Source organism: Variovorax sp. GW821-FHT09B05, assembly GCF_059418265.1.
This window is the reverse complement of record NZ_JBWKPN010000001.1, coordinates 940046-954411: the sequence shown is the minus strand read 5'-3', so window position 1 is coordinate 954411 and position 14366 is coordinate 940046. Positions and strand designations below refer to the sequence as shown.

Below are 14366 nucleotides of genomic sequence, written 5' to 3'. Positions count from 1 at the left end.
TTCCCGAACCCATCATGTGGACCTACTACAACCCCGTCGACGTGCATGCCGGCTGCGGCTCGCTCGATGCACTGCCCGGGCTGCTCGGCGCACGCCGCGCGATCCTGATCGCCTTCCCCGAGGCGGTCGGCCTCGGCCTCGTCGATCGCATCCGCGGCCTGCTGGGCGAGCGCCTCGCGGCCATCGAGACCGAGGTACTGCCGAACCCCGACGTGGCCTGGCTGGCGCCGATGTACGAACGGCTGTGGCGCGAGCATGCCGAGGTCGACTGCGTCATCGCGCTCGGCGGCGGCAGCGTGATCGACTGCGCGAAGGTCATGCTCACGCGCCCCGCAGGCGGCCGCTTCGACGAACTGCTCGCGCTGCTCGAAGGCGCGGACAGCGCGCCGGCCGCAGCGCGGCGGCACCGGCAACTGCTGGCCATTCCCACGACCGCCGGCACCGGCAGCGAAGTCACGCCCTGGGCCACCGTGTGGGACCAGACGCGCGCGCGCAAGCTGTCGCTGCAGCTGCCCTGGACCTGGCCCGAGGCCGCCATCGTCGATGCCGACCTGATGCTGAGCCTGCCGCATGCGGCCACCCTGGCCAGCGGCCTCGACGCGCTGTCGCATGCGCTCGAGTCGCTGTGGAACGTGCACCGCAACCCGGTGTCGGCAAGCCTGGCCGTGAGCGCGGCGCGCAGCATCGTCGCCACGCTGCCCGAACTGCTGGCGCGGCCCGACCGGCCCGAGCTGCGCGAACGCCTGGCCACTGCCGCGCTGCAGGCCGGCCTGGCGTTTTCCAACACGCGCACCGCGCTCGCGCATTCGCTGTCCTACGACATCACGCTGCGGCACGGCGTGCCGCACGGCATCGCGTGTTCGTTCAGCCTGCCGCGCATCATGCAGCTCGCGGCCGGGCGCGATCCGGCGCTCGATGCGTTGCTGCTCTCGGTGTTCGATGCGCACGACATCGAGCATGCCGTCGCGTCGCTGAGCGCCTTTCTCGAGGGGCTGGGCGTGAGCGTCGATCCGCTGAGCTATGGCATCCCCGAGGCGGACTGGAGCGAACGCATCCTGCAGGCGCTGGCCGGTGCGCGCGGGCGCAACTTCATCGCCGCCGACGCCGGCTGATCAGGACGCGCAGGCGGTGTTCGCTGCCGTGCGCGGGTATTCCATCTCCTGCATCACCCAGTCGCGCCGCGCGTTGCCGTAGCGGCTCGCGATCTCGCACAGCGTGCGGTCGAGCTGCTGCACCGGCTTGAGCGTGGCCACCAGCGGCAGCGGCCGTGCTTCGCGCGTGGCGGGGCCGGCCACCAGCACGAGACCGCTGCGCAGCTTCACCGGGCCCGAGGCCGAGACCGCCTCGACATCGACATGCCCCGTGCGCGTCCATGCATCGGTGGCCAGCGCGAGCGCGATGTCGTCGGCGCCGTCGCGCACCTCGAGCTGCCGACGCTCGCCGCGCCAGAACGCCGTCTTGTTGAACAGGTACTCGGCGCCGCGGCCGGTCGTGAGGCCGAAGGGCGCGCTCGCATGCGCCGGTCCCCAGCCGTCCACGCCGAGTTCGGCCGCCATCGCCCCGGCCTTCGCGGGCCCGCCGATGGCCTCGACCAGCGCCAGTGTCGCGGGCACCGAAGCCGTGATGCCGGTGGTCGTCGCCACGTCGCGATCGACCAGGTAGCGCCGGTCGGGCACATGCGTGGCGCCGGGCCGCTGGCGCAGCGTGCCGCGGTCGTACCAGTGGCCGGCAAAACGCCGGCCGTCGAGCAGGCCGGCCTGCGCGAGCACCAGCGCGCCCGAACACACGCCGATCACGCGCGCGCCTCGGCTGGCCTGTTGTTGCAGCCAGGCCCTCACCGCGGGCGCATCGGCCGGCTCCATCGCGGGCACGATCACGTAGTCGGCGCCCGCGGGATGGGCGCGGTCGAAGGTGGCGAAGTCCTGCGCCCCCTCGACCTGCAGCGCCGGGAACAGCGTGACCCGGCCCGCACGCGGCGCCACGATCCGCACTTCGGCCACGTCGGCGCGCTGCAGCACCGCGTGCGGCAGCAGCAGGTCGGTGAGCTCGGTGCCTTCGTTGAGCGCCAGCATCGCGACCACCGGCCGGCCGGCCCGGCGCGGCTTTATGGCCTCGACGAAGGCCTGCCGGTCGCGCGCGAGCGCCGCCTCGTCGTGCGCCGCGGGCGGCACCGCCGCATCGCGTGTGCCCGTGCCGCATCCCGCCAACCCGATCGCCGCCATACTCGCGCACAGCAGCGCACGCAGCCCGTTCCACATGGAGAATCCCCTTCATGACCTCGATGCACCGAGCTTAGGAATGCCGACCCCCACCCACAAGGACGAAGAAGCCGCGGTTCCTGCCAGCACCGTCGTGCTGATCGCGTTCGATGGCGTCGAGGCCATCGACGTCGCGGGCCCCGCCAGCGTGTTCAGCAAGGCCGAGCAATTGCGCCCCGGCAGCTACGAGGTGCTGATCGCCTCGCCGGGTGGCGGCACCGTGTCGACCAACAGCGGCCTGCAGCTGGGCGACACCCGCAGCCTCGACGCGCTGCCCGCCGCCATCGACACCCTGATCGTGGCCGGCGGCGACGAGCCCGCCGTGCGTCACGCCATCCTCGAGCAACGCATCGGCGACTGGATCGCCCAGGCCGCGCCGCGCGTGCGCCGCGTCGCGAGCGTGTGCAGCGGCGCCTTTGCGCTCGCCGCGGCCGGCCTGCTCGACGGGCGCGAGGCCACCACCCATTGGCGCGTGTGCGAGATGCTGCAGGAACTGCGCCCGCAGGTGCGCGTGCGTCAGCAGCGCATCTACGTGCGCGACGGCAAGGTCTGGACTTCGGCGGGTGTGGTCACCGGCATCGAACTCGCGCTCGCGCTGGTCGAGGACGACCTCGGCCATGAGGTCTCGATGGACATCGCGCGCACCCTGGCGCTGCCGATGCTGCGCGGCGGCGAGCAGCCGCAGCTCACCCCCGCGCTGCAGGCGCAGGCCAGCGCGAGCCACCGGCTGCGCGAACTGGTGGCGTGGATCGGCACCCATCCGCAGGAAGAGCTCGCGGTCGAGGTGCTGGCCGAACGCGTGGGCATGAGCCCGCGCAACTTCGCGCGTGCCTTTGCGGCGGAGACCGGGTGCACACCCGCGCGCTTCGTCGAGCGCACGCGCGTGGCGGCGGCGGCGCAGTTGCTGCGGCAGACCGCGTGGACGCAGGAACGGATCGCGAGCCGCAGCGGGTTTCGGTCGGTGGATGCGCTGCAGCGGGCATTCGTGCGGCTGCATGGGGTGACGCCGGGGGGGTGGAGGGAGGGGAGTTAGGCGGGTCCCCGCTTCCGGCGGGAAAGCTATTTGCGAGGCTGCAGGAAGGCGTCGTAAGCAGAGGCCGTGAAGCCGGTGAGACCTCGGCCATTCACGAACAGTTGGGGCACGCCGTTGTTGCCACCCAGTTGCGCATAGGCCAGCTTGCCTTCGTTGGTGTCGATGTCCACTTCGCGATAGCCGATGCCCTTGGCCGCCAGGTAGGCCTTCGCCTGCCGACAGAAGCCGCACCACTTGGCCGAGAACAGCACCGTGTCGCGAGGGAGCGGTGCCGATGCCCGGCTGTCCGCGGATTGGCGCAACTGCTCGATGTACGCGAGGGTCTCCGCGGACAGGGGGCTGGCCGGCAGGTTCTTGAACGTCAGCGTCTTCGATTCGCGTGCCTGTGGGGGCGGGACGTCGCTGTAGATCGTTCGACCGTCGGGGCCGATGGACTTGTAGAGCGTGGTCGTCGTGGCGGTCGGGCCGTCGGCGGCGGATGCCGCGCTCGCAAGCAGAACCACGAAAATGGGGAGCAACCGCATGGGGCGTACCTGTTGTCTGGTCGAGGCCAAGCAGGGCGATGTTACAGGGCCCTCGTGGTATCCGAACAAGCCGTACACCATCGCATGGAGGACCGCAGGCAATGAGTCGATCGAACGAGACGGGCCGAACCCAGGACGAGATTTCCGCAGGCGTCACCGCGCCTGGCGATGGTCATGCGGTGCTGATCGCAGGCGCGGGCCCCACCGGCATGATGCTCGCGGGCGAATTGGCGCTGGCCGGCGTCGATGTCGCGATCCTCGAGCGGCGCTCGAACCAGGACATCGAAGGATCGCGCGCCGGCGGCCTGCATGCGCGCACCCTCGAGATCTTCGACCAGCGCGGCATCGTCGACCGGTTCCTGGCCGAGGGGCAGACCGCCCAGGTGGCCGCGTTCGGCCTCAACCGGCTCGACATCAGCGACTTTCCGACGCGGCACAACTACGGACTGGCGCTGTGGCAGAAGCACATCGAGCGCATTCTTGCGGGCTGGATTGCCGAACTGGGGGTGACCACGTATCGGGAGCGCGAGGTGGTCGGTTTCGATCAGGACGAGGCCGGTGTCGACGTCCATCTGCGCGACGGCCAGACGCTGCGTGCGCAATACCTGGTCGGTTGTGATGGCGGGCGCAGCGTGATCCGGAAGGCGGCGGGGATCGAGTTTCCGGGGTGGGACCCGACCGTGAGCCACATCCTCGCCGAGGCCGAGATCGCCGACGAACCCACCTGGGGCATGCGTCACGACGCGATCGGCATCCATGGCCTCAGCCGGATGGACGACGGGAAGACGGTTCGGATCATGGTGACGGAACGGGATGTAGGCCGCGCCGATCAACCCACCTTGCGCGATCTCAGCGAAGGCTTGATCGCACACTATGGGACTGACTTCGGTGTCCACAGCCCCCTTCACATCTCACGCTTCACGGACATGGCTCGGCAAGCCGCCAGCTATCGGCAGGGACGGGTCCTGCTGGCCGGCGACGCGGCGCATGTGCACTACCCGGCGGGCGGGCAGGGGCTCAATCTCGGCGTGCAGGATGCCTTCAACCTCGGGTGGAAGTTGGCGCAGGTGGTCAAGGGGATCTCGCCGGACAGCCTGCTCGATAGCTATCAGGCGGAGCGGCATCCGGTGGGGGCGCTGGTGCTGCGCAATTCGCTGGCGCAGGTCGCGCTACGGCGGCAAGACGATCGCAGCAAGGCGTTGGCGGAAAGCATGTCGGAGCTGCTTCGGATGGAGGAGCCGCGCAAGCGCTTCGCGGGGATGATGTCGGGATTGGATATCCGGTACGACCTGGGAGAGGGGCATCCACTGGTGGGCAGGAGGATGCCGGATATCGAGGTCGTGACCGCGGAAGGTACGAAGCGCGTCTTCACGCTGATGCACTCGGCGCGGCCGCTGCTGCTGAATTTCGGGATGCCGGGCAGCCCCGATGTGGAACGCCTGGCCGACAAGGTCCAGGTGGTCGATGCCAGCTTCGATGGCACCTGGGAGCTTCCGGTGATCGGCGAGGTCGGTGCACCGGCGGCCGTGTGGGTCAGGCCCGACGGCTACGTGGCGTGGGTTGGAGGGCCATCGTGGGAGGGTCTTGAAGAAGCCCTGGCCACCTGGGTTGCAGCGCCATGCACGACGTGATGCCTCAGGAAGCTACTTGCAATCCCCACCCATCGACACCCTCCCGTCCTTGCACTCAGTCAGCATCGGCTCCCCCACCGAAGCCGAGCCCGGTCCCGCCGCCACCGGCGCCGACCCCGCGCCAGTACCGACGTCCCTTTCATAGACGATTTTCCTGCTGCCAAGCTCGCAGCTCCCCACCACCTGCCCGTTCGTCGACGCGTTGGCATCGACGACGGCCACGGTGAAGCGCGCCACGCCGGCGGCGGCGATCTTCGACTCGATGCGGGTGCGCAGGGCCTCGCAGTCCTCGGCCGCGTGCGCGCTGCCCGCCGCGCCGGCCAGGGCCAGCACGGCGGGGAGCATCGCGCGCCAGGAGGGCTTCACGGCTGCCACCCGCGCGCTGTCGATCAGCCCTGGGCCGAGGCCAGCGCTGCGTTGAGCGTGGCGCTCGGGCGCATCACGGCTTCGAACTTCGCCTTGTCGGCCAGGTAGTAGCCGCCGATGTCCACGGCCTTGCCCTGCACGGCCGCGAGTTCGTCGACGATCTTCTGCTCGTTGGACGAGAGGGCCTCCGCCAGCTTCTTGAAGCGGCCCTGCAGTTCCGTGTCGTCGGTCTGCGCGGCGAGTTCCTGTGCCCAGTACATCGCCAGGTAGAACTGGCTGCCGCGGTTGTCGAGCTGGCCGGTCTTGGGCGAGGGGTTCTTGTTGTTGTCGAGCAGCTTGCCGGTGGCGGTGTCGAGCGTCTTGGCCAGGATGGCGGCCTGCTTGTTGCCGGTCTTCAGGCCCAGGTCTTCGAGGCTCACGGCCAGCGCGAGGAACTCGCCCAGCGAGTCCCAGCGCAGGTGGTTCTCTTCCACCAGCTGCTGCACGTGCTTGGGGGCCGAGCCGCCCGCGCCGGTCTCGTACAGGCCGCCGCCGGCCATCAGGGGCACGATCGACAGCATCTTGGCCGAGGTGCCCAGCTCCATGATGGGGAACAGGTCGGTCAGGTAGTCGCGCAGGATGTTGCCGGTGGCGCTGATGGTGTCGAGGCCGCGCACGACGCGTTCCAGCGTGTAGCGCATGGCGCGCACCTGGCTCATGATCTGGATGTCCAGGCCCGAGGTGTTGTGCTCGTGCAGGTACATCTTGACCTTGGTGATCAGCTGTGCCTCGTGCGGGCGGTAGGCGTCGAGCCAGAACACGACCGGCATGCCGGAGTTGCGCGCGCGGTTGACGGCCAGCTTCACCCAGTCGCGGATCGCGGCGTCCTTGACCTGGCACATGCGCCAGATGTCGCCCTGCTCGACGTCCTCGCTCATCAGTACTTCGCCGGTGTCCAGGTCGGTGATGTTGGCGACGCCGTCTTCCGGGATCTCGAAGGTCTTGTCGTGCGAACCGTATTCCTCGGCCTTCTGCGCCATCAGGCCGACGTTGGGCACGGTGCCCATGGTCTTGGGGTCGAAGGCGCCGTGCCACTTGCAGAAGTTGATGATCTCCTGGTAGATGCGGGCGAAGGTCGATTCGGGCATCACGGCCTTGACGTCCTTCAGGCGGCCGTCGGCGCCCCACATCTTGCCGCCGTTGCGGATCATCGCGGGCATGGAGGCGTCCACGATCACGTCGTTGGGCGAGTGGAAGTTGGTGATGCCCTTGGCCGAGTCGACCATGGCCAGCTCGGGGCGGTGCTCGTGGCAGGCGTGCAGGTCGCGCTTGATCTCGTCCTGGGTGCTCTGGGGCAGCGTGGCGATCTTGGTGTAGAGGTCGACCATGCCGTTGTTGACGTTGATGCCCAGTTCGTCGAACAGCTTGCCGTGCTTCTCGAAGGCTTCCTTGTAGAAGATCTTCACGCAGTGGCCGAACACGATGGGGTGCGAGACCTTCATCATGGTGGCCTTGACGTGCAGCGAGAACATCACGCCGGTCTTGTGCGCGTCCTCGATCTCCTTCTCGTAGAAGGCCAGCAGCGCCTTCTTGCTCATGAACATGGAGTCGATGACCTCGCGGTCCAGCAGCGCGACCTTGGGCTTGAGCACGATGGTCTTGCCGCTCTTGGTGATGAGCTCCATCTTGACGTTGCGCGCGCGGTCCAGGGTCATGGACTTCTCGCCGTGGTAGAAGTCGCCGCCGTGCATGTGCGAGACGTGCGAGCGCGAGGCCTGGCTCCAGTCGGCCATGCTGTGCGGGTTCTTGCGGGCGTATTCCTTGACGGCCTTGGGCGCGCGGCGGTCGGAGTTGCCTTCGCGCAGCACGGGGTTCACGGCGCTGCCGGTGCACTTGTTGTAGCGCGCGCGGATGTCCTTGTCCTCGTCCGTGGTCGGGTTTTCGGGGTAGTCGGGGATCTTGTAGCCCTTGCCCTGCAGTTCCTTGATGGCCGACTTGAGCTGGGACACCGAGGCGCTGATGTTGGGCAGCTTGATGATGTTGGCTTCGGGCTTGAGCGTGAGCTTGCCCAGCTCGGCGAGGTTGTCCGGCACCTTCTGGTCGTCGCTCAGCAGCTCGGGGAATTCGCCCAGGATGCGGGCCGCCACGGAGATGTCGCTGGTTTCGACGTTGATGCCGGCCGGGTTCGCGAAGGCGCGAATGATGGGCAGGAATGCGTAGGTCGCCAGCAGGGGCGCCTCGTCGGTCAGGGTGTAGATGATGGTAGGTTGCTTCGTGCTCATGCGCTTCTTCCGTAGATGCTGGGCTGTCGGGTCACTGGGATTTCCGGCCGTCGGGGGGCCCTTTTTCTGGCCGTAGACCCGGATTGTCGCGCGGACGGGACCCGGTTCCGCCGCGCGGGCTCCGAAACCCTGGCGTGGGGGTATGTCTCCAGGGGGCACCGACCGGCCGGATACGGTCTTTTCGGGGTATTTTCGCGCCACGCCGGGGGGCGGCGGCCGGCCCGGGGCCCGAAAATACCCGGCTGCCTCAGGGCCATCCCTGTCCGCCACGGGCCATCCTGCATCGCACAATGAGCGCATCTCCCCCGATGCCCCCATGAGCGCCACCACCGTTTTGCCCGTTCCACCCCTTGCGCCCGCCGACCCGCGGATCCGGGTCCTCGTCGCCGACGACCAGCCGCTGATCCGCCGCGGCATGGCCATGCTGCTGGACGCCGCATCCGACATCCAGGTCGTCGGCCAGGCCGCCGACGGCATGGAGGTGGTGGAACTCGCGCGGCGCCTGCTGCCCGACGTGGTGCTGATGGACCTGCGCATGCCGCGCCAGAGCGGCGTGCTGGCCACGCGCGAGATCACGGCCGCGCTGCCGCGCACCCGCGTGATGGTGCTGACCACCTTCGACCGCGACGACCTGGTGTTCGACGCGGTGCGCGCCGGCGCGCAGGCCTACCTGCTCAAGGATGCGTCGGAGGAGGAGGTGCTGGACACGGTGCGCGCCGTGCACCGCGGCGAGTCGCGCATGACGCCGCAGATCGCGCGCAAGGTGATGGACCAGTTCCGGCTGCTGGCCAACCACGTGGCGCAGGACGTGGCGGTGGAAGACCCGCCGGCCTGCGCCGAGCCCGCGTCGGCCGAGCCGCAGGAGGCGCCCGATCCGCTGACCGAGCGCGAGGCCGTGGTGCTCGACCTGATCGCCAAGGGGCAGAGCAACCGCCAGATCGCGGCGGCGCTGAACCTGGCCGAGGGCACGGTGAAGAACCACGCGAGCCGCATCATGCAAAAGCTTCACGCGAACACGCGCACCGAACTGGCGGTGCTCGTGCTCGCGCGAAGAAAACAGTCCTGAAGAAAAAAAGACGCCGGGTCGTGCCCGGCGTCGTTCATTCGCTCATTCGCTCATTCGCTGAAGCGGGTCATTCGCTCAATCCGAAGCGTCCATGCTTGCCCGCGGGATTCGCGGACGAGGCTTCCACGTGCGCCTTGAGCATCGGCCGCAGCGCCACGATGGCCAGGAAGGCGGCGAACAGGTCCAGCGCCGCCACGGTGTAGAGCACGGTCGACCAGGTGCCGGTGGCTTCCATCATCAGGTTGCCGATGGGCACGAACAGCGCGCCGACGCCCTTGGCGCAGTACAGCACGCCGTAGATCTTGCCGATGTGCTTGGTGCCGAAGGCATCGCCGGCCAGCGCCGAGAACAGCGAATAGACCTCGCCCCAGGCCAGGAACACGACGCCCGACAGGATCAGGAAGGCCCACGGGTTGTGGCCGAAGTAGCCCAGCGCGATGATGCCGATGCCCTCGAGCGTGAAGGCGATCACCATGGTCTTCTCGCGGCCGATGTGGTCGGAGATCCAGCCGAACAGGGGGCGCGAGATGCCGTTCATCACGCGGTCGAGCATCAGCGCCAGCGGCAGCGCGGCCATGACGAAGAAGTAGAGGTCGACCTTGAACTCCTTCACGCCCAGGTCCTGCGCGATCACGCCCAGTTGCGCCACGGCCATCATGCCGCCGGTGACCACGCACGAGAACATCAGCAGCATCAGCCAGAACAGGCGGGTGTTCAGCGCTTCCTTCAGCGTGTAGTCGCGGCGGCTCTGCGTGAGCTTGGCCGAGGCGCGGATCTCGTGCGCCTTCGGGGCGCGCAGGAACCACGCGGCCAGGAAGGCCAGCGAACCCTGCATCACGCCGAAGAAGAAGAAGGCTTCCTGGAAACCGGACGATTCGATCATCGCGGCGATCGGCAGGATGGTCGCGGCCGAGCCGGCGCCGTAGCCGCCGGCCGTCAGGCCCACGGCCAGGCCGCGGCGGTCGGGGAACCACTTGAGCGCGTTGTTGATGCAGGTGGCGTAGATCGATCCCACGCCGATGCCGCCGACGGCCGCGCCGATGTAGAAGCCCAGCAGCGTGGTCGCCTGCGAGTTGATGACCCAGGCCGCGCCGATGAACAGCGCGCCGAAGGCCACGATCAGCCGTGGCCCGAACTTGTCGATGAAGTAGCCCTCGATCGGCGCGAGCCAGGTCTGGACCAGCACGAAGATGGTGAAGGCGATCTGGATCGAGGCGCGCTCCCAGCCGAAGGACTTCTGGATCTCCGGCACGAACAGCGTCCACGCGTACTGGATGTTCGCGGTCGCGATCATGCAGACGATGCCGACGACCAGCTGCGTCCAGCGGCTGGCGTACCAGCGTACCGGGACGCCGGCGGAGGCGCCGACGGCCGGCGAGAGGGATGTGGGGGTGCTCATTGTCGAATGTCTCCTTGGCAGGTCACGCCGATCGCGTCGCGGCGTTGTCGAACGGGGTGGATGTGGCGCATCTCTCGACACGCTGCGCGATGGACGCAACTGTCGTCTCGAAAATAACTGCTCGCGCCTGCCGGAAGTCACGCCGCGACCCGAGGAAAACCCCGAGATCTCAGGGTAAGTGCCCATACCGAAAGTCATGGGCTGACGCGCCCCGGGTCCTTTGCGACAATGCGCCGCCCATGACCGCGCGCCCCCCTCCCGCCCCGCCGGCTTCGACCTCTCGATGAGCCTGCTGCAGCGCATCGACCCCCGACGCAGCCTCGCCGCCGCGATCGGCTGGCTGATGATCGCGCTGGCCATCTGCCTGGCGCTGGCGGCCAACCTCTGGCTGCGCAGCTTCGTGCGCTCGACCCTGCTCGAGGTGCACTCCCAGCGGCTGGAGACGGCCGGCGAGCACGTCAGCGCCGAGCTCGACACCGCGATGCTGCTGCGCCTGCAGTCGGTGAGCGTGGTGGCCTCGATCCTGTCGCAGGACGTGCAGGGCGACGACGCCGCGTGGCGGCAGCGTTCGCTCGAGGCGGTGCACCGCGGCGTGCCGGACCTGATCTGGCTGGCGCTGACCGATGCGGACGGTTTCATCGTCGCGGCCACCGACCCGAAGGTGGTGGGCGAGAACGTCAACCAGCATGCGTGGATCTCGCAGGGGCTGGCCGATGCGTGGATCGAGGAGGGCCGCTCGCCGGGCGAGCACTTCCTCAAGCTCAGCGCGCCCGTGAGCAACGCCGACGGTGCCATCGTCGGCGTGGTCGCGGCGCAGCTCAGCTGGCAATGGGTGGACCACACGGTGTCCGGCATCAAGGCCTCGCCGGGCGAGTGGCTGCTGATCGACCGCGACGGCATGGTGCGCCACGGCCCGGCGGCCCTGCTCGGCACGCGCTGGCGCGAGAGGGGCGACCTGGCCGCGCCCTTCGACCCGACGGTCGCCGGGCTGGGCACCGATGGCGCCGACCTGCCGGCGCGCATCCGGGTGCGGCGGCTGGTCGACAACAAGCCCTTCCTGGTGGCGGCGCCGCGCACCGAGCGCGACGGCACCTTGCGGCGCCTGGGCTGGCGCGTGGTGGTGGTGGAGCCGGTGGCCTCGCTGGCCTCGTTCGCGACCGCCATCGAATGGCGCATCACGCTGGTGCTCAGCATGCTGGGCCTGTGCGCCGCGGTGGTCGGCGTGGCCATGACGCACCGCCTGACCCACCGCGTGAGCGTGATCGCGAGCTCGGCCGACGCGGTGCTCGCCGGCAGCGCCTCGCGCATCGAGGTGCCCGAGGGCGCCGACGAGGCCGCGCGCCTGGGCACGGCGCTCGACCGGCTGCTCGACACCCTGCAGCGCGAACGCGACGAGCTGCGCCTGCTCAACGCGGAACTCGACGAGCGCGTGCGCCAGCGCACCGTCGAGATCAGCCGGCTGGCGCAGGAGTCGCGCGAATCCGCCGTGATGCGCGAGCGCCTGCGCATGGCGCGCGACCTGCACGACACGCTGGCGCATTCGATGATGGCCATGCTGACCGAGATCCGCGTGCTCAAGCACATCGCGACCACGCAGCCGCAGGAACTGCCCGACGAGCTGATGCGCGCCGAGCAGGCCGCGCGCGAGGGCCTGGACGAGGCGCGCCGCGCCATCGACCAGCTGCGCAGCAACCCGGTGCGCGACATCGGGCTGGGCGCGGCGCTGGTCGAGCTGGCCCGCGGCATGAACGAGCGCACGGGCATCGTGCTCGACTGCGAGCTCGCGCCCGACCTGCCGGCGCTGGTCGCCGAGCCCGCCGAGACCGTGTACCGCATGTGCGAGGAACTGCTGCGCAACGTCGAGCGGCATGCGGGCGCGCGGCACCTGGGCCTGCGCCTGCAGCCCGCCGCCGACCCGGGCGTTCTGCAGCTCGAGATCGTGGACGACGGCGTGGGCTTCGACAGCCAGGCCATCGCGCCCGGACACTATGGGCTGGTGGGGTTGCGCGAGCAGGCCGAGGCCATGGGCGTGCGGCTGGCCATCGACAGCCGGCCCGGCCAGGGCACGCGCGTGACCCTGCGCTGGGCCGCGCCCGGCTACGCGCCGATCGTCTGAGCGCGGGCCTCGGCCGGCGGCGTCGCCGGGCGCGCCTGCGCCATCTGCCGCGCCGCGATGTAGCCGAAGGTCATCGCCGGCCCGATGCTGCTGCCGCCGCCCGGATAGCGCCCGCGCATGATCGAGTTCATGTCGAGCCCGGCCGCATAGAGCCCCTCGATCGGCGTGCCCTGCGGCGTCAGCACCCGTGCCTCGGCATCGGTCTCGAGGCCGCCCACCGTGCTGAGATCGCCCGGATGCAGTGCAAGCGCGTAGTAGGGCCCGTCGCCGATCGGCGCCACGCCCGGATTGGGCGCATGCGCCTGGTCGCCGCGAAAGCGCGAGTGCGCATCGGCGCCCTTGCCGAACTCGGGGTCCTCGCCGCGCGCCGCGCCGTCGTTGAAACGCCGCACCGTGGCCTCGAGTTCGTGCGGATCGATGTGGAGCCGCCCGGCCAGCTGCGCCAGGGTCGGCGCCTCGATCAGATACCCCGCCTCGATCAGCGAGCGCGCGCTGAAGGGCGCGGGCCGCGCCAGACCCAGCCCGTAGCGGCGCAGGAAATCGCGGTTGGCGATCAGGTGCGCGGTGGTGATGCCTCGCCGGTGCATCGTGCCCACGAAGGTCTGGTACGACCCACCCTCGTTGACGAAGCGCCGCCCGTCGGGCCCGACCGCGATGCAACCGGGCATGGCACGGTCGATGAAGATGTGCGGATACCTCACGATGCCGCCGTCGGGCTTGCGCAGCACCGACACCGGCGTCCAGATGCAGTCGCCCGCATGGGCCGGATCGTGCAGGCCGCCGACCGCCACGCCGAGCCGCACGCCGTCGCCGACGTTGCCTTCGGGCTGCAGCGAATGGTGGTGCTCGGCGAACGGGATGTGCTTGCGGCGCATCGCCTCGCTCGCGCCATAGCCGCCGGTGGCCAGCAGCACGCCGCGCCGCGCGACCACCTGCATGCGGCGGCCTTCGCGCTCGATCTCCACGCCGGTCACGCGGCCGTCCCGCATCGTGAGCTCGAGCGCGGGCGTGTTCTTCCACAGGGTCACGCCGGCCTGGATCGCCGAATGGAACAGCCGCGCGGCCAGCGCGTTGCCGTTGACGATGCGCGTGCCGCGCCCATAGCGCAGCCGGTCGGCGACGAAGCGCCGCATCACGCGCGCGGTGTGGCGAAAACCGGCCCAGGTCTTGAGCGCATGGCGCATCGGGTGGATGTCGGCGCCCTCGATCTGCATGCTGCCGAACAGCATGAGCTGCGGCAGCGGCATGCGCAGGTCGGCCAGGCGGTGGCCGAGCAGCCGGCCGTCGAAGGCCTGGGTCAGCAGCGAGCGGCTGCGCGCCGCGCCCGGCAGGTCCGATTCGTAGTCGGGCAGCGGAAAGGGCTTGAAGCGCACCTCGGAGTGCCGCTCCATGAAGGCCAGCATCTCGGGCGCATGGTCGAGGTAGCTGGCGACGAGGTCGTCCCGGTAGGCCTCGCCGAGCACGGCGCGCAGGTAGGTTTCGGCGGCCGCGCGCGAATCGTCGAGGCCGATCTGCTTCATCACGTGGTTGCACGGAATCCAGGGCGCGCCGCCCGAGTAGGCGGTGGTGCCGCCGAACAGCGCGGTCTTCTCGACCACCAGCACCTCCAGCCCCAGCTGGCGCGCGGTGATGGCGGCGGTGAGTCCGGCCGCGCCGCTGCCGATGACGACCACGTCGGTTTCGATCATGGGGAACCTCTGGGAAATGATGGG

At 69.6% G+C, this 14366-nt stretch carries 11 protein-coding genes; 5 read left to right on the top strand and 6 right to left on the bottom strand.

Features of this window, described 5'->3' with window-relative positions; genetic code table 11:
• Positions 1-14 precede the first annotated feature (14 nt).
• Positions 15-1112, top strand: a complete 1098-nt coding sequence (gene psrA / locus AC07RM_RS04115; RefSeq protein WP_495333202.1) for an iron-containing alcohol dehydrogenase PsrA — start codon at positions 15-17, stop codon at positions 1110-1112.
• On the opposite strand, the gene AC07RM_RS04110 is transcribed toward psrA, so the two are convergent.
• Complete coding sequence (locus tag AC07RM_RS04110; protein WP_495333200.1) at positions 1113-2258, bottom strand: DJ-1/PfpI family protein; 1146 nt, start codon at positions 2256-2258, stop codon at positions 1113-1115.
• Between the two features lie 40 nt (positions 2259-2298).
• On the opposite strand from AC07RM_RS04110, the gene AC07RM_RS04105 reads away from it, so the two are divergent.
• Positions 2299-3291 carry a GlxA family transcriptional regulator gene (locus tag AC07RM_RS04105; protein WP_495333198.1) on the top strand — a complete coding sequence of 331 codons (993 nt, stop codon included), beginning with the start codon at positions 2299-2301 and terminating at the stop codon, positions 3289-3291.
• A gap of 26 nt (positions 3292-3317) precedes the next feature.
• Here AC07RM_RS04105 and AC07RM_RS04100 read toward each other — a convergent pair whose 3' ends face one another.
• Positions 3318-3815 (bottom strand): glutaredoxin domain-containing protein, encoded by a 498-nt coding sequence (locus AC07RM_RS04100; protein WP_208508296.1) that lies wholly within the window; start codon positions 3813-3815, stop codon positions 3318-3320.
• A gap of 101 nt (positions 3816-3916) precedes the next feature.
• Here AC07RM_RS04100 and AC07RM_RS04095 point away from each other — a divergent pair, with 101 nt between their 5' ends.
• The gene (locus AC07RM_RS04095) at positions 3917-5446 is read left to right on the top strand and encodes an FAD-dependent monooxygenase (RefSeq protein WP_495333196.1); all 1530 of its coding nucleotides are present in this window, start codon (positions 3917-3919) and stop codon (positions 5444-5446) included.
• Between the two features lie 12 nt (positions 5447-5458).
• On the opposite strand, the gene AC07RM_RS04090 is transcribed toward AC07RM_RS04095, so the two are convergent.
• Together AC07RM_RS04090 and AC07RM_RS04085 are read right to left on the bottom strand one after the other, a co-directional pair.
• Complete coding sequence (locus tag AC07RM_RS04090; RefSeq protein ID WP_495333194.1) at positions 5459-5812, bottom strand: DUF1161 domain-containing protein; 354 nt, start codon at positions 5810-5812, stop codon at positions 5459-5461.
• Between the two features lie 23 nt (positions 5813-5835).
• Positions 5836-8073: an NADP-dependent isocitrate dehydrogenase gene (locus tag AC07RM_RS04085; protein WP_093346814.1), complete on the bottom strand. Its 2238-nt coding sequence runs from the start codon at positions 8071-8073 to the stop codon at positions 5836-5838.
• 316 nt (positions 8074-8389) lie between these two features.
• Between AC07RM_RS04085 and AC07RM_RS04080 the strand changes: the two genes are divergently transcribed.
• Positions 8390-9139 (top strand): response regulator, encoded by a 750-nt coding sequence (locus AC07RM_RS04080; protein WP_495333192.1) that lies wholly within the window; start codon positions 8390-8392, stop codon positions 9137-9139.
• 67 nt (positions 9140-9206) lie between these two features.
• On the opposite strand, the gene oxlT is transcribed toward AC07RM_RS04080, so the two are convergent.
• Positions 9207-10538 (bottom strand): oxalate/formate MFS antiporter, encoded by a 1332-nt coding sequence (gene oxlT / locus AC07RM_RS04075; RefSeq protein ID WP_093346820.1) that lies wholly within the window; start codon positions 10536-10538, stop codon positions 9207-9209.
• Positions 10539-10821: 283 nt separating this feature from the next.
• Here oxlT and AC07RM_RS04070 point away from each other — a divergent pair, with 283 nt between their 5' ends.
• Entirely contained in the window at positions 10822-12654 is a 1833-nt protein-coding gene (locus tag AC07RM_RS04070; RefSeq protein WP_495333190.1) for a histidine kinase, read from the top strand.
• Here the strand turns inward: AC07RM_RS04070 and AC07RM_RS04065 are convergent.
• On the bottom strand, positions 12636-14342 hold the full coding sequence (locus tag AC07RM_RS04065) for an FAD-dependent oxidoreductase (RefSeq protein WP_495333188.1): 1707 nt from the start codon (positions 14340-14342) through the stop codon (positions 12636-12638). The genes AC07RM_RS04070 and AC07RM_RS04065 overlap by 19 nt on opposite strands.
• Positions 14343-14366: the final 24 nt, after the last annotated feature.